This is a genomic window from Microbulbifer sp. TYP-18 (assembly GCF_040932045.1).
Classification (GTDB): Bacteria; Pseudomonadota; Gammaproteobacteria; order Pseudomonadales; family Cellvibrionaceae; genus Microbulbifer.
Map to the genome: position 1 here is coordinate 111124 of NZ_JBFRBC010000009.1, position 23186 is coordinate 134309.

The window sequence follows — 23186 nt, forward strand, 5'->3', positions numbered from 1 at the left end:
CATAGCAATCCACCGGCGGTCTCCCGCACAGCGGCGCCGCTAGAGCCAGCCCTTTTTCTTGAAATAGGCGTAGGGGGCGATACCCGCCAGCAACATCAGCGTCAGCCCCAGGGGATAGCCGCCCGGCCATCCCAGCTCGGGCATATGCTCGAAGTTCATGCCGTAGATGCTGGCCACCATGGTGGGGGGCAGAAAGACCACCGCGGCGATGGAGAAAATCTTGATGATCTGGTTCTGTTGAATACTGATAAACCCCTGGGTGGAGTCCATAAGGAAATTGATTTTGTTGAACAGGAAACCGGTGTGGGACATGAGGGTGTCGATATCCCGGGTGATGTCGGCGAAGTTCTGCTGCAGCTCGGTGTCGATATGAATATGCCGCTGCAGGAAGATGATGGAGCGGCGGGTATCCAGCAGGCACAACTGCACCTTGCCGTTGCTGTCCTCCAGTTTGGCCAGTAGGTCGATGGCCTCCTGCAGTTCGGCGTCATTGTCTTCCAGCACCAGGTGGCTGACGTCGCCCAGCTTGAGGTGGATATCCTCCAGGGCGTCGGCGAGGTTTTCCAGTTTCTGCTCGAATACCCCGACGGTGAGTTCCTGGGCGCTGCGCGCCTCCACCTGCCCGCGCCGCGCGCGCATGCGCAGCAGGCGAAAATCCGCCAGTTCGCCTTCGCGCACTGTGATCAGCCGCTGGGGTTGCAGGATAAACGCCACAGTGGTGGTGTTGTGGCGGCCCTCGCTCTGGTAAAGGAACAGGGAGTGGATGTGTACACCGACGTTATCGATAAAGTAGCGCGCGGTAGCCTCGATCTCCTGCACATCCTCGGATTCCGGCAGTTCGGTGCGCAGCAGTTGCTCCAGCAGTTCGCGCTCCTGCGGCTCCGGCTCCTGCAGGTCGATCCAGGCCGCCTCGGCCAGGTCTCCGCTGACGGCCGGCCGGGCAACGGGCCGCTCGCTGACGCGTCCCCGCGATATGTCAAAAAGTCTGAGCATGGCCTCTATCCCTCTGGCCCAGCTGGAATGTCCGTAACAAAAACGTCCGGGAGCACAAAACAAGGGGGTAGCCGCTTGATTTGTCGTTCAATGTATGTGGGCACCTGCCGCGAAATCAGGGGCAGCAGGGCTATCTCAGTTAGAGCCAGATGGGGAGCTGCGCGCGAATCTCGTCGCTGTCGCAATGCACCAGGTTCTTGCCGGATTCGCCGGCCACCCGGGCCAGGGTGGGCGGTGTCATGGCTTCGCGCAGGTTGCCCACCATGGAGGGCTCCGCAACGATATACAGCTTTTCGTATTTGCCCTGCTGTCGGCCCCGCTCCAGCGCATGGGCGATTTCCCGGGCAAACTTCTCTCCACCGGACTGGCGCACGTCGCTGGGATTGCCCATGGAACGGTTGGCGTAACCCATGCGCGCAAAAGCGCGGCCGGGCGCGTCACTGACAAGTTCACCGGATTTGAGACGCCCTTCGGGATAATTTAGCACGCTCAGTTCCCGCAGATCGCTGGCGCGATGCTTTGCTTCAAACATACGGGCGTGGGAATGGTTGGCGACGACTACCCAGGCTTTTGCCATGGCGCTTCTCCTCTTTTCTACTTTTTTGCTCTGCTACAGGAATAGTAGTCATGACCGTCGGGATTCTGTCGTCAATCGGCGCCTGTATGGGTGTTTTGATGACTGGAATTTTGCCGGCGTCACCACAGAATCTGCGGTTGCTGACCGATTGGAGGCCTGCGGTTACGGTCGGCAATCAGGGCTTCTGTAAGTGGCGGGCGACCCTTTAGCTACTGATTGACGTGCCACTCATTACAATGCCTCTGTAGCCGGCCGGACCGCGGCTGCGCAGGGGGCTGTGCAACCCCGTCACTGGCTGCGTTGCGGCTGGATTTCGTTGCAAAACTGTCCCTGGCAAGTTGCTGAAAAAGCCTTTCCAGGCTTTTCCCGGCCCGGGTGTGGGGCGTATTTCCGCGAACTCTCCACGACAAACCAAGCAGTTGCACGCTTGATTTACGATCCCAACCCCTGTTCGGGACAGCGGGTTGCAAAGGTTTTTATGACCGCCGGGCCAGTCGCCCTCCGGGGCGGCGGGCACCGGACGCCGCGGTGGTTGCCGCGAATTTACCGAGGAGATCTGATTATGAGCCTGATACCACGGGGATCCCTGTTGGATCTCGACAATATGCTGGAGCAGATGCTGTCGCCGTCCCGGATGATTGGCGAAGGCGCCGAGGGGCTTTTCTCACCCCGCATCGATGTGCGTGAAACCGACGACGCCTATGAAATCAGCGCGGAAATACCCGGCGTGAACAAGGATGACATCAGCGTGACGCTGGAGAATGGCATCCTGACACTGGAAGCCGAAGTGCATCAGGAGGAGAAAAAAGAGGAGCACAAAGGCAAGGTTATTCGTCAGGAGCGCCGCTACGGCAAATACATGCGCAGTTTCAATCTGGGCAGCGACGTGAGCGAATCGGATATAGACGCCAACTTCAAGGATGGTGTGCTGACACTGCGGGCCCCCAAGCGCGAGCCACAGCAGCCGCTGAGCCATCGCATCGAAATTCACTGACGGTGGCAGAAGCGGCGGCAACGGGATGTCTGCGGCAAGCCGCAGTGTAAGTTGACGCGCTACTGCCGGGCCACGGGAGATGAGGAATGAAAGTCAAACAAGCTATGCACGAGGGCTGTACCTGGTGCTCTCCGGATACGCCCCTGGATGAAATTGCAAAAATTCTCCGCGATGAGGACATTGGGTCGGTACCCATCGGTGACAATGACCGCCTGATCGGAATGGTGACCGACCGCGACATCGTCTGCCGTGGGGTTACCGCCGGTGGCGACCTGTCGGCACTGACGGCGCGGGACGTGATGTCCGAGGGGATCGAGTGGTGCTGGGAGGACGAGGATATGAGCGCGGTGTTGCGGCATATGGAAAAACAGCAGCTGCGCCGCATGCCGGTGATCAACCGGGAAAGGCGCATGGTGGGAATCCTGAGTATGGGTGATATCGCCCACTCGGTGGCGCACCGGCAGAGTGGGGAATTCGCCGCTGCGGTGTCCGCACACCACCATCAATAGCCCGGCAATCCGCCGGGCCTGGGCGGTATCGCCATCACGCCACCGATAAGCGCCGGTCTTCCTCCGGTAGCTTTATAGTCCCAAGGGCCCGGCAACCTGTTCGGTTGCCGGGCTGGGGCCGTAGGGACAGCGGCCCGCAATTGGCATGGGATAGCACTTTTCCCTGGCGCTTATCCGTTTATCATGGGATCCGTTTAGAACCCGGTAACTAAGTTGCCGGGTTAATGGTGTTTACGGGATGGTGCGAATAAATACAAGCAGCGCCTGTGAGCGTCGATCAATAACCAAAACAGGCTGGGAGGTTCAATGACCCCGATTAGATGCCGGGCTGCTGTTGCCTGGAAGGCGGGTGCGCCGCTGTCCATTGAGGAGGTAGAGGTGGCGCCGCCAAAGGCGGGCGAGGTTCGCGTCAAACTGGTCGCCACCGGCGTTTGTCACACCGATGCCTTCACCCTGTCCGGGGAGGATCCGGAAGGGGTTTTCCCGGCGATTCTCGGCCACGAGGGTGGCGGTATTGTGGAGTCAGTGGGGGAGGGGGTCACCAGTGTAGCGGTTGGCGATCATGTGATCCCCCTCTATACCCCCGAGTGTGGCGAATGCAAGTTCTGCCGCTCCGGCAAGACCAATCTGTGCCAGAAAATCCGCGCGACCCAGGGCGCGGGGCTGATGCCGGACGGGACCACGCGCTTTTCCGTGCGCGGCGAACCCATTTATCACTATATGGGTACCTCCACGTTTTCCGAGTACACGGTATTGCCCGAGATAGCGTTGGCCAGGGTCAATCCCGAAGCGCCGCTGGAAGAGGTCTGCCTGCTGGGCTGTGGCGTCACCACCGGTATGGGTGCGGTGATGAATACGGCCAAAGTGGAGAAAGGAGCCACGGTGGCGATTTTCGGCCTCGGCGGCATAGGCCTGGCGGCGGTCATAGGGGCGCGTATGGCGGGGGCCAGCCGGATTATCGGCATCGACGTCAATGAGTCCAAGTTCCCCCTGGCGCAAAAGCTCGGTGCCAGCGAATGCATCAATCCCAGCCTGTACGACGAGCCGATCCAGGAGCTGATAGTGCAACGCACCGACGGCGGGGTGGACTATTCCTTCGAATGCATCGGCAATGTGGAGGTGATGCGCTCGGCGCTGGAATGCTGCCACAAGGGCTGGGGCGAGTCGGTGATTATCGGCGTGGCCGGTGCCGGACAGGAGATCCGCACCCGTCCCTTCCAACTGGTGACCGGCCGTGTCTGGCGCGGGACTGCTTTCGGCGGCGTCAAAGGGCGTTCGCAGTTGCCGGACTATGTGGAACGGTACCTGGCCGGTGAATTTAAACTGGACGATTTTATTACCCACACTATGCCCCTGGAGGAAATTAACCATGCGTTCGAGCTGATGCGCGAAGGCAAGAGTATTCGCAGTGTGATTTACTACCAGTGACCGCCTGCCGAAATTAAAAATAAACGCCGGGGCGCAACTGCCCCGGCGGCTGACAATGGAGAGTCCCGCCCCATGACGTTAGAACTGGTGAGCAGCACCAAGGCCTTCGATGGCGTACAGCAGCGCTATCGGCACTTTTCGGAAACGCTCGACTGCACTATGCATTTCGCCATCTTCCTGCCGCCAATGGCGGAGCGGATGGACAGAGAGCCACAATTGCCGGCGCTCTACTGGCTGTCCGGCCTGACCTGTACCGATGAGAATTTCAGCCAAAAGGCCGGCGCCCAGCGCATGGCTGCGGAATTGGGGATTGCACTGGTGATTCCCGATACCAGCCCGCGCGGGGAACAGGTGGCGGACGACGAAAATTACGATTTGGGCCAGGGGGCCGGCTTCTACCTCAATGCCACCCGCGACCCCTGGCAACACCACTACCGGATGTACGACTATGTGCTGGAGGAGCTGCCGGCCCTGGTGGAACAGCAGTTTCCCCTCAATGGCCGCCGCGCCATCGCCGGTCACTCCATGGGCGGTCACGGCGCCCTGGTATTGGGGCTCCGCAACCCCGACAGGTTTAGCTCCATCTCGGCCTTCAGTCCCATTTGCAATCCCAGCGACTGCCCCTGGGGGGAAAAGGCCTTCAGCGCCTACCTGGGCACAAAACGGGAGGAGTGGGAAGCCTACGATGCCAGTCGACTAATTGAGGGAGCCACTGAACATCTGCCGATTCTGATTTCCCAGGGCGAAGATGACGAGTTTCTGCAACGGGAATTAAAACCCCAGGTGTTGCAGGCCGCGGCGGAGGCGGCGGATTATCCGGTAAAAATCGAACATCACGCCGGTTACGACCACAGCTACTATTTTATCGCCACGTTTATCGAGCAGCATCTGCGCTTTCACGCTGACTTTCTGCTGAAACCGTGACGGTGCGGTTTGCCTGAGCGGGCCGGCTCAAGCTGAATTGGCCGGCCGCAGTAAGCGTCCGGACACCCCCGCCAGGACACCCACCGGCATAGCCAGCAATAATAGTAAAACCCGGGCCGGATCGCTCCCGGGCCGGTGTTGAATGTGCGGCAGGGCGCGTTCGGCCCGCGCAACCCGCGCGCAGTGGTCCGGTCCGTCCCAGGGCAGAAACCCCCAATCGATCATGGCCGCGAGGGCCCGCCAGAAGCTGCCCCGAGGTCCTGTCGCGGTTTCTGCAAAGTGTCCCGTGCGCCCGGACACTGTCGCATCCGGATCCCCGTCCGCCAGGGCGTTTCCCAGCCGGTCGAAAGCAATCATCAGATTTTTGATATAAGAGCCCATCGCCACCTCCATTCACACGACTATCCAGCCGGTGATCCCTCACCCCTTGGATTGTAGCCTTTGTTTTCCATGGGCTTGCGCCGATCTAACAGGTAGTTGAAAAAGCCCTCCCCGGGTTTTCTCAACCCGGGTTGGTGGCGCATGTCCACAAGCCTTTCGCGACAAATCAAGCCGTTACACGCTTGATTTGCGGCCCGCATATCCCTGCTCGAAACAGCGGGCTATCCGGTTGCTTGAACAGCAGCACACCGAGAACCCCACTGGCCTGCGAAGTGGTCGCCGTTTAGAATCCCCGGATGCCCATCGAACTGTCAGCGCGATAACAACGGGGACCCCATGAAAATAAAATTACTCTTCCTGCTCGGTTGTCTCTCGGCCAGCTTTGCCACTGCGGAACAGCTTACCATCGAACGCATCTTCTCCGACCCCGCCCTCGCCGGCACGTCGCCGCGGGAAATGCAGTATTCGCCGGACGGCCGGCGGGTGACTTTTATCCGGGGGCGCGAGGACGACTACAACCGCTACGACCTGTGGGAGTACAACCTGGCCGACGACGAGACGCGCCTGCTGGTGGATTCCGACTCGCTGCATACCGGCGAGGAAGTGTTGTCCGATGAGGAAAAGGCGCGCCGCGAGCGCCAGCGCATCTACGGCAGTGGCATCATGGAATACACCTGGTCCAAGAATGGCGACGCACTGTTGTTCCCCCTGGCCGGAGATGTCTTCTACTACGACCTAGGCCGCAAGACTGTGCGCCGCTTGACCGACACCCAAGCCTTCGAAACCGATGTGCGCGTGTCGCCGAAAGGGCGCTATGTGTCCTTTATTCGCGATCAGGATATCTTTGTCGTCGACCTGACCAATGGCCGCGAGCGCCAGCTGACCGAAGACGGGCAGGGACCGATCAAAAACGGCATGGCGGAATTCGTTGCGCAGGAGGAAATGGACCGTATGACCGGCTATTGGTGGTCGCCGGATGACCGCCATATCGCCTTCCTGCAGGTGGATGAATCGCCCGTGGACCAGGTGACCCGCAGCGAGATTTACGCGGACCGGATCGACGTTATTCAACAGCGCTACCCGGCGGCGGGCCGCGCCAATGCACTGGTAAAACTCGGTGTGTTGGATTTGGCCAGCGGCGATGTGCAGTGGATAGACCTGGGGGAAAACCGGGATATCTATATCCCGCGGGTGGCCTGGGCGCGGGATAACCTCCTCAGCTACCAGTGGCAGGATCGCAGTCAGCGGCAGCTGGAGTTGCGGCTGGTGGATATCGACAGCGGCCGGGCGCGCACGCTGGTCACCGAGTCCAGCGAGACCTGGGTCAACCTGCACGACGACCTGAAATTTCTCGAGGACAGCGATCGCTTCCTGTGGTCGTCGGAGCGCGACGGCTACCGCCACCTGTATCTGTACGACCTGGACGGCGATCTGCAGCGCCAGCTGACCCGAGGCAACTGGGCGGTGGACGCTTTGCATTCAGTGGATGAAAAGGCCGGCAAGGTGTATTTCAGCGGCCGGGTGAACACGCCGCTGGAGCGCCATCTGTACGCCATCTCACTGGAACAGCAGGCACCGCCGCAGCGCATTTCCATCCGCGCCGGAATGCACAGTATCACCTTTGCCAAGGATGCATCCGGTTACATCGATTCCTTTTCCAACACAGGCACGCCCCCCCAGGTGAGCCTGCACTCTGCGGATGGACAGCGCCTGACGTGGCTGGCGGAGAATGCAGTGAAAAAGGGCCACCCGCTGTACCCCTTCGCAAACGACTGGATTCAACCGGAATTCGGCACCATCACCGCGCCGGAAGGGCACAGCCTCTACTACCGCCTGTACAAGCCGGCCAATTTTGACCGCGAGAAAAAATATCCGGTGATGGTGTTCCAGTATGGTGGTCCCCATGCGCAACTGGTCACTAACAGTTGGGACCGCCCGTTCAATCAGTTTATGGCCCAACAGGGCTATGTGGTGTTCACCCTGGACAACCGCGGCTCCGCGAATCGCGGCACCGGTTTCGAAAACCCGATCCACGAGGCGATGGGAAAAGTGGAAGTGGAGGACCAGGTGACCGGGGTGAAATTTTTGCGCAGTCTGCCCTATGTGGACCCCGAACGCATCGGTGTATTTGGCCACAGCTACGGTGGCTATATGGCGCTGATGGACATGTTTAAGGCCGGCGACTACTTCAAGGCCGGTGTAGCCGGCGCGCCGGTGACCGACTGGGCGCTGTATGATACCCATTACACCGAGCGCTATATGGGGCACCCGGACCTGGTGCCGCAGGCCTATCGGGCCTCCTCGGTATTCCCCTATGTGGACGGACTAAAGGGGGATCTGCTTATCTATCACGGTATGGCAGATGACAATGTGCTGTTTACCAATACCACCAGGCTGGTCAAGCTGTTGCAGGACAAGGGCAAGCAGTTTGAATTGATGACCTATCCGGGTAAAAAACACAGCCTGCGCGGCAAGGAGACCCGGATACACCAGTACAATATGATCAAGGACTTTTTTGACCGCCACCTGCGGGGCGCCCGCTGACAGGGGGTGACATAAAACAGGAGAGAAGCCGGACATTGTCCGGCTTTTTTTGCGCATTAGGTCGGCAATCCAATAATGGCAGCGCTGCCGGGGCGCGGGCGGCGATGCAGTATTTTTGCGGGAGAATGCGACTATTGATCCCGCTTATAGGTTTTCCGCTTTATATTGCTTTTCATCTGTCATGCTAGTGTTTACCATCGAATGGATGTTCAGTATCCCTGCGTCCGTGAGGAACTCCGGACACAGGGATGCGCTTTACCTGCATAGTGGATGTATTGTTTGGATAAATAATTTTCTCAATAACAATCTCAGCGAGGGAGCAAAGCGGTGATCATTGCCATACCAAAAGAAACCGCTGCGGAAGAGGCCCGGGTCGCAGCCACACCGGACAGTGTGCGCCGTCTGCGCGATCTGGGTTACACGGTCGCGGTTGAACAGGGCGCGGGCGCCAAAGCCAGCTTTACCGACGAAGCCTACATCCAGGCCGGTGCAGACATCAGGGCCACCGCCGCCCTGTGCCTGGAGGGGGCGGGTCTGGTTCTCAAAGTGCGTGCCCCCAGCGCTGAGGAACTGGACCTTATTCCCTCCGGGGCGACGTTGATCGCTTTCCTCAAACCGGCCCAGAGTGCCGACTACCTGCAAAAACTCGCGGCGAAAAATATCGATGCGCTGGCAGTGGAATCCATTCCACGGGTGTCCCGGGCGCAAAAAATGGATGCGCTGAGTTCCATGGCGAACATCGCCGGTTATCGCGCCGTCATCGAGGCGGCACACAATTTTGGCCGCTTTTTCACCGGCCAGATCACCGCCGCCGGTAAGATCCCGCCCGCCAGGGTGCTGGTGATCGGCGCCGGTGTGGCGGGCCTGTCGGCAATAGGCACCGCAAAAAGCCTGGGTGCGGTGGTGCGGGCATTTGATACCCGCGCGGAAGTGCGCGAACAGGTGGAGTCCATGGGGGCGGAATTTCTCACGGTGGAAATCGAGGAGGAGGGCGCCGGGCAGGGCGGCTACGCCAAAGAAATGTCCCAGGCCTTTATCGATGCGGAGATGGCGCTGTTTCGCGAGCAGGCCAAAGACGTGGATATTGTGATCACAACAGCGCTGATTCCCGGCAAGCCGGCACCCAAACTGTGGCTGGCGGACATGGTGGACGCCATGGCCCAGGGTTCGGTGGTGGTCGATCTGGCGGCGGAGAACGGCGGCAACTGCGATTACACCCAGGTGGACAAAAAAGTGGTGCATAGTGGTGTCACTATCATCGGTTACACGGATCTGCCCAGCCGCGCGGCAACCCAGTCGTCCACCCTATACGCCACCAACCTGGCGCACCTGGTGAGCGACCTGACGCCGGAAAAAGACGGGCAGGTACACCTGGATTTTGATGACGAGGTGATACGCGGAGCCACGGTGGTGAAGGAGGGACAGGTCACCTGGCCGCCTCCGCCGCCAAAGATTTCCGCACAGCCGGCACCCGCGGCGGGGGAAGCGGTGGCCCCAGCCGCGCCGGTGAAAAAAACGCAGAGGGGCAAATCGCCTCTATCGATTCTGTTGTTCTGGCTGGTGAGCGGTGCCCTGCTGCTGTGGCTCGGGCGGGTGGCGCCGGCGGACTTTGTGTCCCACCTCACTGTGTTTGTGCTGGCGATCTTTGTCGGCTGGCAGGTGATCTGGAATGTGACCCACGCATTGCACACGCCGCTGATGAGTGTCACCAATGCCATATCCGGCATAGTGGTGGTGGGGGCCCTGTTGCAGGTGGGGGCGACCGGCTCCGGTCTGGTGACCCTGCTGGCGTTCATAGGGGTACTGGTGGCCAGTATCAATGTCTTCGGTGGTTTCTTCGTCACCCACCGTATGCTCAAAATGTTCCGGCGCTGAGGGGGAAGGGATGAACGGCGTAATTTCAATGGCTTATCTCTTTGCGGCGGTGATGTTTATCCTCAGCCTCGGCGGCCTGTCCAGCCACGAGACGGCGCGCAGGGGCAATGTTTACGGCATGGTGGGCATGGGGGTGGCGATCGCCGCAACCATTGCCGGTATCACCGCAGGTGCCTACTGGATGGTCGCCACGGCCATGGCCGCCGGTGCGGTGATCGGCCTGTCACTGGCGCGGCGGGTCGCCATGACCCAGATGCCGCAAATGGTGGCGCTGTTGCACAGTTTTGTCGGCTTGGCGGCGGTACTCATCGGCTGGGGCGGTTTCCTGGATCCGCGGATAAATCTGTCCGGTGCAGAGCACATAGTGCACAACACGGAGATTTATCTCGGTATCTTTATCGGCGCCATCACCCTCACCGGTTCGCTGGTGGCCTTTGGCAAACTACAGGGACTCATTTCCGGTAAGCCGCTGTTGCTGCCGGCCCGCCACTGGCTCAACCTGGTGGCAGTTCTGGCCTGTATTCTGCTTGGATGGTTGTTTGTGCCCGCAGATCTCGGTGCTGCCAGCGTGCTGAACCTGCTGATCATGACGGCGATAGCACTGTTGCTGGGGGTGCATTTGATCGCCGCTATCGGCGGTGCGGATATGCCGGTGGTGATCTCCATGCTCAACAGCTACTCGGGCTGGGCCGCCGCCGCCACCGGCTTTATGCTGGGCAATGACCTGCTGATCGTGGTCGGCGCCCTGGTGGGCTCGTCCGGTGCCATCCTCAGTTACATCATGTGCCGGGGAATGAACCGCTCCTTTGTCAGCGTGATCCTCGGTGGTTTCGGCTCCGATGGCGGCGAGGTTGTGGGGGGCGAGATTGAAGGGGAAGTGGTCGAGACCGGCTTCGATGAACTGGCAGCGGACCTGGATGCGGCGGACACCATCATCATAGTCCCGGGGTTCGGCATGGCGGTGGCCCACGCCCAGCAGGCGGTAAGCGATCTGACGGAGAAATTGCGCAGCAAGGGCAAAACGGTGCGCTTTGGGATACATCCTGTGGCCGGCCGCCTGCCGGGCCATATGAATGTGCTGCTGGCGGAGGCCAATGTGCCCTACGATATAGTGCTGGAGATGGATGAGATCAACGATGATTTTCCCAATACGGATCTGGTGCTGGTAATCGGCGCCAATGACACGGTCAATCCCGATGCGGTGGAAAAGCCGGGGTCGCCCATCGCCGGTATGCCGGTGCTGGAATGCTGGAAGGCGGGCAAGGTGGTTATTCTCAAGCGCTCCATGGCGTCCGGTTATGCCGGAGTTGCAAACCCTTTGTTCTACAAGGAAAATGCACGCATGCTGTTCGGCGACGCCAAAGACAGTTTGCAGTCTGTGCTGGCTAAACTTTAGCCTGTGGAACCTCTGATTGATTCAGTGGTGCCACTGACATACAGGCATTGCCGTATTTTCACAACGGATTGCAATGGCGACAGCCAGCTGATCATCAGCCCATTCGGGCAGGCGTTGTTTTGCCTGCCCGGATACATACCCTATGGGCGGGGAGCCGTTAATATCATTTGCGCCGCCTTGCCGCGGTGCGTTGTTAAACCGGTGACTTTTTAGCCGTTGTGGGATGCGCTGACGGTTTTGCTACCCTTGGCGCCGCGAATAATAAAAAAGGAACCTCCAGTGCATACAGATATTTCTTCCTGGTTGAAATTTATTCAGCTTTCGTCCATGGCTGTCCTTGTCAGTGCCTGTGGTGGTGGTGGCGGTAGTGATGACGCACTGGAGGAAGGGGCAAATGTATTCCTGCCGTCTGAAACTTTTGTGGACCGCTGTGAGTTTCCCCGCAGTGGCGTAGATCCGGCCACCGGCCAGGCCTATGAGGACGTCGCCGGCACTGAACTGGATGAGAAAAACTGGCTGCGCTCCTGGAGTAACGAACTCTACCTCTGGTACGACGAGATCCAGGATCGCAACCCGGAAGGTTATGAACTGCTGGAATACTTCGATCTGCTGGTGACCGATGAGCGCACGGACAGCGGTGCGCGCAAGGACAATTTCCACTTCTACATCGCCACCGAGGACTGGGTTTCGCAATCCCAGTCCGGGGTTGCGGTGGGCTATGGCGTGCAGTGGTCGGTCATCGAAAGCCGGCCGCCCCGCGAGGTGGTCGTGGCCTACGCGGATACGGAGGGCGCCACCGGCTTGCCGCCCCGGGGGGCCAGGTTATTGGCGGTGGACGGTGTTGATGTGGAGTCCGCCGATGACGAGGTCAGTATCGATACCCTGAACCAGGGGCTATTCCCATCCACCGAGGGCGAGCAGCATGAATTTACCCTGCAGTACCTGGACAACAGTGTAGAGACGGTTGTGTTGACTGCCTCCGCTATTGCCGCCGACCCGGTGCAGAGCGTCAAGGTGGTGGAGGGTGATATGGGGCGCCGGGTGGGCTATATGCTGTTCAACGACCATATCGCGCCCGCCGAGCGGGAACTGAAAGAGGCCGTGGAGGTGCTGGCGGCACAGAACATCGACGAACTGGTACTGGACCTGCGCTACAACGGCGGCGGTTTCCTGGCCATCGCCAGCCAGTTGGCCTATATGATCGCCGGCAGTGTGCCCACCGCCGGCCAGACTTTCGAGCAGATGCGCTTCAACGACAAGTACGAGGGCGTCAACCCGGTTACCGGAAGAGCACTGGAGCCCATGCCGTTTTTTGATACCACCCTGGGCCTGAGCAGCCTCACCGAAGGGGCGCAACTGCCGGCGCTGAACCTGTCCCGGGTGTTTGTGCTGACCGGCGCCACCACCTGTTCCGCCAGCGAATCCATCATCAATGGCCTGCGCGGCGTGGATGTCGAGGTGGTGCAGATCGGCGGCCAGACCTGTGGCAAGCCCTATGGTTTCTATCCCACCGACAATTGCGGCATCACCTACTTTACCATCCAGTTTCAGGGGGTGAACGCCAAGGGCTTTGGCGACTATTCTGACGGCTTTGTGCCAGCCGGTGCCGGCTCGGCGGGGGTACCTGGCTGCGAGGTGGCCGATGACTTTACGCGGGCCCTGGGGGATCCGCTGGAATCCCGTTTCGCGACTGCACTGAACTATATGGCGTCCGGGGCTTGCGAAGTCCAGGGGGGCACGGCCACGGCGCTGTTCGAGGCGCCGGCAGGCACGAGCCTGTCGTCGGCCGAGGGACAGGTGTTCAAGTCCGCCTGGCTGGAAAATCGGATTATGGGCAGGTGAAGCTATGCAATTGATACAAACCCCTTCGCCGGCGGGGGTACTGCTGGCTCTGTTGGCGGTATTGGTGGGCTGCGGTTCCCAGTCGGCCCGCAGCGGCGAGTTGCCGGCCCTGCTGGTGCAGAGTACCGCGGAGAACCGTGCCGAGTTGCAGCGGGTACTGAGCAGTGCGCTCAACGGTGCACCGGTGCTTGTAGCGGAGGATGCGTTTACCCGTGAGAGCATCCTGGTGATACAGCGTTCACCGCCTCAGGAGTTCCGGCAGGGACCGCTGCAGGGTCGGGATATGGGACACCCGGAGCGGTTTCGCCTGATGATGGACGATGGGGGTTGCTGGCTGAAGCGGCTGGCGGACGGCAGCCGCTGGAAGCTGGAAGGCATCGACTGTGTGCCCGAGCCACAGCGGGACGCTCCCTGAGGGCGCCGCTGGCAGACCGGCGGAGTGGGATCAGCGCAACAGATTGGACAGGCGTGCGTTGGGCTTGCGCGCTGGGCGGTAGACCAGGGCAATCTTGCCAATCTCCTGTACCAATTCCGCATCGCTTTTGTGGCACAGTTCTTCCACCACCTGATGGCGCAGTGCGCGGTCGGCGACCACCAGCTTTACCTTGATCAGCTCGTGGTCCTCCAGGGCCCGGTCCAGCTCTTCCAGCACCCCCTCTGACAACCCCTTGCCCGCCACGGTCACCACGGGTTTCAGGTTGTGACCCCGGGCGCGCAGGGACTTTTTGCGGTCGGCGGTTAAAGGCATACAATACTCCGTCCTTTGTGATGGCGTTGTATTGTAATGGGCCGATCCAAAAGCAGCCATCGCTGGCTGTGCGAACATTTCAATGACCCCTATGTCAAACGGTCGCAACAGCAGGGCTATCGCTCCCGTGCCAGCTATAAGCTGCAGGAGCTGCAGCAGAAAGACCGGCTCATCCGGCCGGGTATGACTGTTGTGGACCTGGGTGCTGCGCCCGGGGGCTGGTCCCAGGTTGCAATGGAACTGGTGGGTCACAAGGGGCGTGTGCTGGCCTCGGATATCCTGCCCATGGACCCGCTGGCGGGAGTGGAATTTGTGCAGGGGGATTTTACCGAGGCCTCTGTGCTCGATGTGCTGCTCGAACGGTTGGGAGAGGACAGGGCAGACCTTGTGATTTCCGATATGGCCCCCAATATGAGTGGGGTGCGCCAGGTCGATCAGCCCGCCTCCATGTATCTGGTCGAACTGGCCCTGGACCTGGCGCGACAGGTGCTGAAGCCCGGCGGTGGCTTTGTGGCCAAGGTGTTTCAGGGCGAAGGCTTCGACGAACTGATCCGCGAACTGCGCGGGGGGTTCAGCAGTGTGGTGACCCGCAAGCCGGGTGCGTCCAGGCCCCGCTCACGGGAAGTCTACGTTGTAGCCCGGGGCTTCATGGAACACTGATTGACCATTTGTACTGCAATGGTCATTTCCGCTCGGTGGTCCCGGTGTGGTATAAGCGTTGCCTATCCCGGCGGGCGGGATTGAAAGGGCGCGGACCTATACTGGACAGAGCGGCGAATTGATTTAAACGCTAATGCGAGAGGACATTCCCTTTGAATGACATGGCAAAAAATCTTGTACTGTGGCTGATCATCGCGGCTGTTTTGCTGATGGTGTTTCAGAATTTCAAGCCGCAGTCACGGGATGAGGCACTCAGCTACTCGGACTTCGTGCAGGACGTGCAGTCCGGCCAGGTGAAGAGTGTGGTAGTGGACGGCCTGGTCATCACCGGGGAAAAGGCCGATGGCAGCCGCTTCAAGACCATCCAGCCGCAGATCATCGACGATGAACTGACCAACGAACTGGTGCGCGGCAAGGTGCAGTTTGTGGGCCGCGAGCCGGAGTCCCCCAGCATCTGGCAGCAGCTGCTGGTGGCGAGCTTTCCCATCCTGATCATCATCGCCGTGTTCATGTTTTTCATGCGCCAGATGCAGGGCGGTGCCGGAGGGCGTTCCGGTCCCATGGCGTTTGGCAAGAGCAAGGCGCGGCTGCTGGGAGAAGACCAGATCAAGACCACTTTCGCCGATGTGGCGGGTGTGGATGAAGCCAAGGAAGAGGTGCAGGAACTGGTGGAGTTTCTGCGCGACCCGTCCAAGTTCCAGCGCCTGGGAGGCAACATTCCCCGCGGCGTGCTGATGTGCGGTCCTCCCGGTACCGGCAAGACGCTGCTGGCCAAGGCCATCGCCGGCGAGGCCAAGGTACCCTTCTTCTCGATTTCCGGTTCCGACTTCGTGGAAATGTTTGTCGGCGTGGGTGCCTCGCGTGTCCGGGACATGTTTGAGCAGGCCAAAAAGCAGGCGCCGTGCATCATTTTTATCGATGAGATCGACGCAGTGGGCCGCCACCGCGGTGCCGGCATCGGCGGTGGTCACGACGAGCGCGAGCAGACACTCAACCAGTTGCTGGTGGAAATGGACGGGTTCGAGGGCAATGAAGGCGTTATCGTCATCGCCGCCACCAACCGCCCGGATGTGCTGGATCACGCGCTCCTGCGTCCCGGCCGTTTCGATCGCCAGGTATTTGTCGGCCTGCCGGATATTCGCGGTCGCGAACAGATTCTCAAAGTGCATATGCGCAAGGTGCCGGTGGACGAGAAAGTCTCCGCACAGACCATCGCCCGCGGTACCCCCGGCTTCTCCGGTGCGGACCTGGCCAACCTGGTCAACGAGGCCGCGCTCTTCGCCGCCCGTGCCAACCGGCGCGTGGTGACCATGGAGGAATTGGAGCGCGCCCGCGACAAGATCATGATGGGTGCGGAACGCAAGTCCATGGTGATGAGCGAAAAGGAAAAAACCAACACCGCCTATCACGAGGCCGGACACGCCATTATTGGCCGGCTGGTGCCGGAGCACGACCCGGTGCACAAGGTCACCATTATTCCCCGTGGCCGGGCCCTGGGTGTCACCCAGTTCCTGCCGGAAGAGGATCAGTACAGTATGTCCAAGCGCGGCATAGAGTCGCGGCTCTGCTCCCTGTTCGGCGGCCGGATCGCCGAGGAAATGACACTGGGGGCCGACGGGGTGACCACCGGCGCCTCCAACGACATAGAACGGGCCACTGAACTGGCGCGCAACATGGTCACCAAGTGGGGCCTGTCGGAGAAACTGGGTCCCCTGCATTACGGCGAAGATGAGGCCGGACAACCAGGTGCCGGCAATCCTATTTCCGGTAAGACCTCCAATGAGATAGATGCAGAGGTGCGCCGGATCATCGACGACTGCTATGGGCGCGCGCAAAAAATGCTGGAGGACAACCGGGATATTCTCGAAGCCATGAAGGATGCGCTGATCGAATACGAAACCCTGGATGCGGATCAGGTGGATGACCTGATGGCGCGCCGTAAGGTGCGTCCGCCGCGGGACTGGCACGACGGTGACTTCGGTTCCGGCGGCAGCGGTCCCGCCGACGATGCGGACAAAAACCACTCTTCGGCGGATACGGATATAGATGACAGCAAGCCGGTAGGCGGTCCCCTGAGCGGGCACTAAATGCTCAGGGGCGGGAAAAACCAGGGTTCGCCCTGGTTTTTTCGTTGTTGGACTGGTTTTTCTGAAGGGGCATAGGATTGTTTTTGAACTGCGGCAAGCGCACCCTGGATCTTAGTCAGGCACAGGTCATGGGGGTGCTCAATACCACTCCGGACTCTTTTTCCGATGGTGGCAGTTACTATCGGGAAGGCGCGCTGAATCTGGGGCTGGCCCTGGCCCGCGCCGAGCAGATGGTTGGCGAAGGTGCGGCGATTATCGACATCGGTGGCGAATCCACGCGGCCCGGCGCCGCTCCGGTGGGGGAGCAGGAGGAGTTGGAGCGGGTGGTGCCGCTGGTGGAGGCCATCGTTGCACAACTGGACGTGGTGGTGTCGGTGGATACCAGTACGCCGGCGGTAATAACCGCAGCGGCCTCGGCGGGGGCCGGAATGATCAACGACGTCCGGGCCCTGGAACGCCCCGGAGCGCTGGCAGCGGCGGCCGCCACGGGGCTGCCCGTCTGCCTGATGCATATGCAGGGACAGCCGCAGACGATGCAGCGGGCACCCCACTACGATGATGTAGTGGGCGAAGTGCGCGCTTACTTGCAGCAGCGTATGCAGGCCTGTGCGGCCGCGGGTATAGCACGGCAGCGGATACTGCTGGATCCCGGTTTCGGGTTCGGCAAAACCGACGCGCACAACCTGGCCCTGCTGCGTGAATTGCAAAGCCTGGCGCCGGCCGGTGTGCCACTGTTGGCGGGACTGTCGCGCAAATCCATGATTGGCCGCCTGCTGCAGCGCGAGGTCGATCAGCGGCTGCCCGGCAGCCTGGCGCTGGCACTGCTGGCGGCCCAGCGCGGTGTGCGCATTCTGCGCGTGCACGACGTGGCCGCGACGGCGGATGTGCTCAGGTGTTTGGCCCTGGTGGAAGGTTAATAGAAACAATGAGAAGTATTTAAATGGCGAGAAAATATTTTGGCACCGATGGCATACGCGGGCGCGTCGGTGAGGGCGTCATAACCCCGGACTTCATGTTGCGGCTGGGCTACGCCGCCGGAACGGTTCTGGGGAGTATGCCCGGGCGCGCCGGCGCCGGTCGCCGCAGTATTCTGATCGGTAAGGATACCCGGGTATCCGGATATATGTTCGAGGCAGCTCTGGAAGCCGGCCTGATCAATGCCGGTGTCGATGTGGGACTGCTCGGCCCCATGCCGACTCCCGCCATCGCCTACCTCACGCGCACCTTCCACGCCCAGGCGGGGATCGTCATCAGTGCCTCGCACAACCCCTACTGTGACAACGGTATCAAGTTTTTCAGCGCCGACGGCAGCAAGTTGCCGGACAAGATAGAGCGCGACATTGAGGCGGCGCTGGAAATACCAATGACCACCGCCAAGAACCTGGGCAAGGCCTGGCGCATCGACGATGCCGCCGCGCGCTACATCGAATTCTGCAAGGCTTCCACCCCTTGGGGCTTCTCCCTCGACGGCAAGCGCATAGTCTTGGATTGTGCCAACGGCGCCACCTACCATATCGCCCCTAAAGTTTTTCGGGAACTGGGCGCGGAGGTGACAGCCATCGGTGCCAGCCCCGACGGTCTCAATATCAACCTGGAGTGCGGCTCCACCAAGCCCGACCACTTGCGGGAGGAAGTCCTCAAGCAGGGGGCGGACCTGGGGATCGCTTTTGACGGGGACGGCGACCGGGTGTTGTTCGTGGACGGCAGCGGAGCATTGGTGGATGGCGACCAGTTGCTGTTTATCGTCGCGCTTCACAGGCAGCAGTATCTCAGCGGCTGTGATGGCGTTGTCGGTACACTGATGAGCAATTACGGCTTTGAGCTGGCCCTGCGGGAGCGCGGCATCCCCTTCGAGCGCGCCCGGGTGGGCGACCGCTATGTGCTGGAGAAAATGCAGGCCAATGGCTGGACCCTGGGGGGCGAGTCCTCCGGGCACATTATCTGTGCCGATGCCACCACCACCGGCGACGGTATAGTGTCGGCGCTGCAGGTACTGCGCGCCCTGAGCGACTTCGGCGAGTCTCTGCAGCAGCTCACCGCACGCGTGAGCATGATGCCCCAGCACATGATCAACGTGCGCCTGGCGCATCGGGATGGGGTGCTGGATCATGCGGATGTCCGCACCGAGGTCGACGCAGCAGAGGCGCAACTGGGAGAGCGGGGCCGCGTGTTGCTGCGCCCCTCGGGCACTGAGCCCCTGATCCGGGTGATGGTCGAAGGTGTCGAGACCGCCGAAGTCCAGCAGCTGGCAGCGCGGATTGCGGCCGTTGTGGAGCGCGTGGGCAACAGCTAAAGGCCGCGGCTGGCGTCAGTTTTAGGTTGTATGTTGGCGGCAATATCGCTAAGATTTGCGCCCCTTGAAGGAGCACACATGCGTACACCGCTGGTCGTAGCCAACTGGAAGATGAACGGCAGCCGCGAGTTTGTGGAGCAGTTTTTCGCCGCTTTCAAATTGGCGGCCGGGACTGCCCAGGTGGCCATCTGTCCGCCCTTTCCCTACCTGCCGGCAGCCGCTGGGCTGAGCGGGCAGCAAGGGGGCATCGCCCTCGGGGCGCAAAACCTGAGCGAGCGGGACCAGGGGGCGTTTACGGGTGAAGTCGCGGGCGCTATGCTCCGCGATATCGGCGTCCGCTATGTGATCGTCGGCCACTCCGAGCGCCGCAGTCTGTTTGGCGAGACCAGCGACCTGGTGGCACAGAAGTTTATCGCCGCGCAGAGGGCCGACCTGATTCCCATCCTGTGTGTGGGCGAGACACTGGAGCAGCGGGACAGTGGCAACACTTTCGATGTGATTCGCGAACAGCTGCAGGCGGTGGCCGGAATGACGGATGCATCCTTGGACCGAGCAGTGGTTGCTTACGAACCGGTATGGGCCATAGGTACAGGTGTGACCGCAACGCCCCAGCAGGCCCAGGAGGTGCACAGCTTTATTCGCGACAGCCTGGGTTCCGCCGGGCAGAGGGTGCAAATCCTGTACGGCGGCAGTGTCAAGAGTGACAATGCGGAAGCTTTGTTTGCCCAGGATGATATTGATGGGGCACTGGTGGGGGGAGCCTCACTGGACCCGGAAGAGTTTGCGAAAATTTGCCGGGCTGCTTAGCGGTATCGCTTTAGGCAATTAGAGAAATTACTGAAAACGGGCGCTCGAGCCCAAACAGCAGGTTTCCTGAGAATGGAAAAATTGGTTTTAATAGTACATGTGCTCACGGCGCTCAGCATTATCGGCCTGATTCTGCTGCAGCAGGGCAAGGGTGCTGAAGCGGGGGCCTCTTTCGGCGCCGGCGCTTCACAGACAGTGTTTGGCAGCCAGGGCAGTGGCAACTTCTTTTCCCACCTCACGGCGATTATGGCCACTGTGTTTTTTGTCACCAGCCTGGGGTTGGCGCTGCTGGCGCGGCAGGGTGCGGAAGCGGACATAGATGCCGATATGCCGCAGATTCCCGCTGTGGTCGAGCAGCCGGGTGAGACGCCCGCTGTGGATAGCGACGTGCCACAACTGGAGGAAGAGGCTGGGTCAGCCGACGATGTGCCCACCCTGGACGACAGCCAGCCAGAGCCGCAAGCCGGCGAAGCCGAGCAGGCACCGGATTCAGCCAATGAACAGGATGATCCGCAGTAAACAAATTTTTGCCCAGGTGGTGGAATTGGTAGACACGCTATCTTGAGGGGGTAGTGAGCTATGCTCGTGCGGGTTCAAGTCCCGCCCTGGGCACCACATCAAAATTCGAAGAAGTTCGAAATCATCCAAAAAGCCCCGTAAATCGGGGCTTTTTGCTATCTATAGGGTTCAAAGCCTTCCGTTCTCGTTCGTTGTCATCTGGTCCTACCTGTTCAATTTTGAGTTTGGTAGCACCAGATGCCCCTTACAGACACTCCAATAAGGCAGGCTAAGCCAATTGGCAAGGATCAGTGGCTCACCGATGACACGGCTAGCGTTTGCTGATCAAATCCAGCGGCGCCTTTATAAAGATACACCAGCGCATATAGCACCACGACCCGCCGGGGGTTAACCGAACTGACGATTAGCTGACAAATGGTTTAGGAACGCCTAAACCTCGGCAATACCGACCTCCCGAGGGTGTCGTAGTTTATGAAAGTGGATAAAGCGCTTTATCCAGTGAACGCATGCCTGTTCCGCCCGATAGGCTAAACCTGCCTCGCGTATATGAAGTCAAACGCCGGGGATGAACTTGGTTGAATGTTTGAGAAGCCTGTGACGAATATCATCCGTGGTGGTACCCTTATGTTGTATATATATGCAGTTATGAATGCAATAACCACAGGCGTCAAGCCCCGAATTATAGAGCCATAGCTGACATCCGTAGAAAGCTTCCCTTAACTTATTGATTTAATTGTGGGTAAAATGTGGTCAATAGGGGGATGTTGAACCAGATGACTTGAGCCGATGGCTCACTATTTCTGGTTGTTATTTGAGCGTAAATTTATAACCTACTGTAAATGAAGATTTTTTACATGGCTTGAAGGGTCTGCTTCAGAAATAGCGGCCAAAAGGATAGTGAGCCATCGGCTCTTTAATAAACTGTTATATGTATTTATGAAGAAATGCCCTTCATGTAAAAGGCGGTTATGTAAAGTTGGCTCTGTAGAGTTGAACTTTCGTCACGCTATTCAAGGTGGCAATATTTGGGCTTCTGTTACTTGGCCTGGGGGGTATCAATTTTATGTAATAGCAGTCACTTTAACATTGGCTACCTTTGTCGGCAGTTCAAAAATGGAGTTGGCAATATATGGTATTTTTCTTCCAGGTATTACGGCAGCAATAGTCCTGCTCAAATCTAAGCAACCGTTATTCAGCTGTTTGTCATGCAAGCAACAGTGGGCAGGCCCTAGGCTAGCCAAATACACACATGGAGATAGCACATACATATAACAAGTTGGTGTTGTCGCCTTCGGCTGGGACTCAGCACTACGTGCACCGCCCCAAACCAAGGCGTTAACACATGAAATACATCGTGATCTTTTGCATGGTTTTCTTTAGCTCTTCGGCTTTAGCTACAAAGTGCTGGACGCAATCTCAAAACGAGTTAGTGGCTAATAATATTGGCAAAGATGCATTTGAGTTCGCTGTAGAAAGAGCGTCAGTTATTTTTGTTGCTAAAGCGCAGAGCGTTCAAAAAACGCTCTATGAGCGAGAAAATGAAGAGCCTTTGGTTCTCAATATAGAAGCAAAATTCGAAATTGTAGAGTCCATAAAAGGTAATGTTTTTGGTGAAGTAGTTACCGAAAGTGATGATATTTGCGCGTGCAAGTATCAATTTAAGCCAGGAATCACATATTTAGTATTAGCCGGGAAATACAAAGATTCGCTGCAAGTGTATAGCTGCGAGTATATTAAGCCTGCAGAGAAATCAAGGGCAGTAGATGCCCGTAGAATCGTAGGTGTTAACAAAGCCAGGCAGTGAAGCTCCGGGCCTTTGGCCCTCCGCGGGACTGCTTGCCCTGTGCACCTTTTGCGCAGGTCGCTCCGTTCCCATTTTTGCGTAAAAGACGCACATGGTAGCTGCCCCTGCTGGCGGCGTTAGATGCCCCGAAAAGCTCGGATTTGAGGAATCATCGTTGGAAATAAGAAAACTAAAGACCTTACGTGGTCTCGCTGGCTCTCCATGAAGTCTCCAAGTGTGATTATTTTTTGACCAGCTTGTTCTTATTTGGCGGATGCCAGACAAGCAAAGTGGTGCTATAAATGAAGCTACTTTTTAGATCATTGCTCTGAAGGGCTTGAATTCATTGGTCTCCGGGCTATTTTTCAAGTCCCGCCCTGGCACCATCTTCAAAAAGAAAAACACGCGGGGAGAAAGCCGTACAGGCGATTCCCGAGGCGCTTTTAAGACACCCCCAAGGGCAACCTCGGGGGTGTTTTACATTTGGCGCTTCGGATAATGCTATCTTTCGCGCCACTGAGTACAGGCTCGTGTGCCTGTGCTGGCCTGTCCCGAAAAAACCACCGCGACAACACTCTGTTTCAACCGCTCCTTCCGTTAGAATCCTATTCAGCTTCCGACCCTGCATCCCAGTGATTTAGCCTTTGATACACCCAAATAGTCACACTCTGAGGCAAAGCCCGGGCGACTGGAGGTGGCATGGCGGGATGTCGCCAGCTGATAAAATCCGGTGTTTGCCCTGTAAATAGCTGTGGCGCCGCATATTTGCACGGGATTTTAGGGTCGAAAGCCCAATTGGCGATCGTCTGACGGCCGCGCTGACAGG

At 59.1% G+C, this 23186-nt stretch carries 21 protein-coding genes and 1 tRNA gene; 17 read left to right on the forward strand and 5 right to left on the reverse strand.

Annotated elements, in window-relative coordinates; genetic code table 11:
* Positions 1–39: 39 nt before the first annotated feature.
* Complete coding sequence (gene corA, locus ABVT36_RS09920) at positions 40–993, reverse strand: magnesium/cobalt transporter CorA (RefSeq protein ID WP_368456433.1); 954 nt, start codon at positions 991–993, stop codon at positions 40–42.
* 139 nt (positions 994–1132) lie between these two features.
* On the reverse strand, positions 1133–1570 hold the full coding sequence (locus ABVT36_RS09925; RefSeq protein ID WP_367150520.1) for a host attachment protein: 438 nt from the start codon (positions 1568–1570) through the stop codon (positions 1133–1135).
* 562 nt (positions 1571–2132) lie between these two features.
* Between ABVT36_RS09925 and ABVT36_RS09930 the strand changes: the two genes are divergently transcribed.
* The 4 genes from ABVT36_RS09930 (at position 2133) to fghA (ending at position 5425) form a co-directional block, all read left to right on the forward strand.
* A complete protein-coding gene (locus ABVT36_RS09930; RefSeq protein ID WP_368456434.1) occupies positions 2133–2564 on the forward strand; it encodes an Hsp20/alpha crystallin family protein in 432 nt (143 codons plus the stop codon).
* Positions 2565–2650: 86 nt separating this feature from the next.
* A complete protein-coding gene (locus ABVT36_RS09935; protein ID WP_367150518.1) occupies positions 2651–3073 on the forward strand; it encodes a CBS domain-containing protein in 423 nt (140 codons plus the stop codon).
* 306 nt (positions 3074–3379) lie between these two features.
* The gene (locus ABVT36_RS09940; RefSeq protein WP_368456435.1) at positions 3380–4501 is read left to right on the forward strand and encodes an S-(hydroxymethyl)glutathione dehydrogenase/class III alcohol dehydrogenase; all 1122 of its coding nucleotides are present in this window, start codon (positions 3380–3382) and stop codon (positions 4499–4501) included.
* Between the two features lie 72 nt (positions 4502–4573).
* Positions 4574–5425, forward strand: coding sequence for an S-formylglutathione hydrolase (gene fghA, locus ABVT36_RS09945; protein ID WP_368456436.1), 852 nt, complete (start codon positions 4574–4576; stop codon positions 5423–5425).
* Between the two features lie 27 nt (positions 5426–5452).
* On the opposite strand, the gene ABVT36_RS09950 is transcribed toward fghA, so the two are convergent.
* Positions 5453–5806, reverse strand: coding sequence for a hypothetical protein (locus ABVT36_RS09950; RefSeq protein ID WP_368456437.1), 354 nt, complete (start codon positions 5804–5806; stop codon positions 5453–5455).
* Positions 5807–6142: 336 nt separating this feature from the next.
* Between ABVT36_RS09950 and ABVT36_RS09955 the strand changes: the two genes are divergently transcribed.
* From ABVT36_RS09955 to ABVT36_RS09975, 5 genes are all read left to right on the forward strand, one after another.
* Positions 6143–8350, forward strand: coding sequence for an alpha/beta fold hydrolase (locus ABVT36_RS09955; RefSeq protein WP_368456438.1), 2208 nt, complete (start codon positions 6143–6145; stop codon positions 8348–8350).
* 327 nt (positions 8351–8677) lie between these two features.
* Positions 8678–10225 (forward strand): Re/Si-specific NAD(P)(+) transhydrogenase subunit alpha, encoded by a 1548-nt coding sequence (locus tag ABVT36_RS09960; protein WP_368456439.1) that lies wholly within the window; start codon positions 8678–8680, stop codon positions 10223–10225.
* 10 nt (positions 10226–10235) lie between these two features.
* Positions 10236–11621: a Re/Si-specific NAD(P)(+) transhydrogenase subunit beta gene (gene pntB, locus ABVT36_RS09965; RefSeq protein ID WP_367150512.1), complete on the forward strand. Its 1386-nt coding sequence runs from the start codon at positions 10236–10238 to the stop codon at positions 11619–11621.
* Positions 11622–11900: 279 nt separating this feature from the next.
* Positions 11901–13463, forward strand: coding sequence for a S41 family peptidase (locus ABVT36_RS09970; RefSeq protein ID WP_368456440.1), 1563 nt, complete (start codon positions 11901–11903; stop codon positions 13461–13463).
* A gap of 4 nt (positions 13464–13467) precedes the next feature.
* The gene (locus tag ABVT36_RS09975) at positions 13468–13878 is read left to right on the forward strand and encodes a hypothetical protein (RefSeq protein WP_368456441.1); all 411 of its coding nucleotides are present in this window, start codon (positions 13468–13470) and stop codon (positions 13876–13878) included.
* 30 nt (positions 13879–13908) lie between these two features.
* Here the strand turns inward: ABVT36_RS09975 and yhbY are convergent, their stop codons facing one another.
* The gene (gene yhbY, locus ABVT36_RS09980) at positions 13909–14211 is read right to left on the reverse strand and encodes a ribosome assembly RNA-binding protein YhbY (protein WP_367150509.1); all 303 of its coding nucleotides are present in this window, start codon (positions 14209–14211) and stop codon (positions 13909–13911) included.
* Between the two features lie 36 nt (positions 14212–14247).
* On the opposite strand from yhbY, the gene rlmE reads away from it, so the two are divergent.
* The 7 genes from rlmE to ABVT36_RS10015 all read left to right on the forward strand — a co-directional run bounded on the left by rlmE (position 14248) and on the right by ABVT36_RS10015 (position 20673).
* A complete protein-coding gene (gene rlmE / locus ABVT36_RS09985) occupies positions 14248–14871 on the forward strand; it encodes a 23S rRNA (uridine(2552)-2'-O)-methyltransferase RlmE (RefSeq protein WP_368456442.1) in 624 nt (207 codons plus the stop codon).
* A gap of 161 nt (positions 14872–15032) precedes the next feature.
* Positions 15033–16958 (forward strand): ATP-dependent zinc metalloprotease FtsH, encoded by a 1926-nt coding sequence (gene ftsH / locus ABVT36_RS09990; RefSeq protein ID WP_368456453.1) that lies wholly within the window; start codon positions 15033–15035, stop codon positions 16956–16958.
* Positions 16959–17086: 128 nt separating this feature from the next.
* On the forward strand, positions 17087–17875 hold the full coding sequence (gene folP, locus ABVT36_RS09995) for a dihydropteroate synthase (protein ID WP_368456454.1): 789 nt from the start codon (positions 17087–17089) through the stop codon (positions 17873–17875).
* A gap of 23 nt (positions 17876–17898) precedes the next feature.
* Positions 17899–19251, forward strand: a complete 1353-nt coding sequence (gene glmM, locus ABVT36_RS10000) for a phosphoglucosamine mutase (RefSeq protein WP_368456443.1) — start codon at positions 17899–17901, stop codon at positions 19249–19251.
* Between the two features lie 78 nt (positions 19252–19329).
* Positions 19330–20058 carry a triose-phosphate isomerase gene (gene tpiA / locus ABVT36_RS10005; RefSeq protein ID WP_368456444.1) on the forward strand — a complete coding sequence of 243 codons (729 nt, stop codon included), beginning with the start codon at positions 19330–19332 and terminating at the stop codon, positions 20056–20058.
* Between the two features lie 72 nt (positions 20059–20130).
* Positions 20131–20577, forward strand: a complete 447-nt coding sequence (gene secG, locus ABVT36_RS10010) for a preprotein translocase subunit SecG (protein ID WP_368456445.1) — start codon at positions 20131–20133, stop codon at positions 20575–20577.
* A gap of 10 nt (positions 20578–20587) precedes the next feature.
* Positions 20588–20673 (forward strand) — tRNA-Leu (locus ABVT36_RS10015).
* 333 nt (positions 20674–21006) lie between these two features.
* Here the strand turns inward: ABVT36_RS10015 and ABVT36_RS10020 are convergent.
* The gene (locus ABVT36_RS10020) at positions 21007–21123 is read right to left on the reverse strand and encodes a phage integrase N-terminal SAM-like domain-containing protein (protein ID WP_368456455.1); all 117 of its coding nucleotides are present in this window, start codon (positions 21121–21123) and stop codon (positions 21007–21009) included.
* A 796-nt stretch (positions 21124–21919) separates the two neighbouring features.
* On the opposite strand from ABVT36_RS10020, the gene ABVT36_RS10025 reads away from it, so the two are divergent.
* On the forward strand, positions 21920–22381 hold the full coding sequence (locus tag ABVT36_RS10025) for a hypothetical protein (protein WP_368456446.1): 462 nt from the start codon (positions 21920–21922) through the stop codon (positions 22379–22381).
* Positions 22382–23186: the final 805 nt, after the last annotated feature.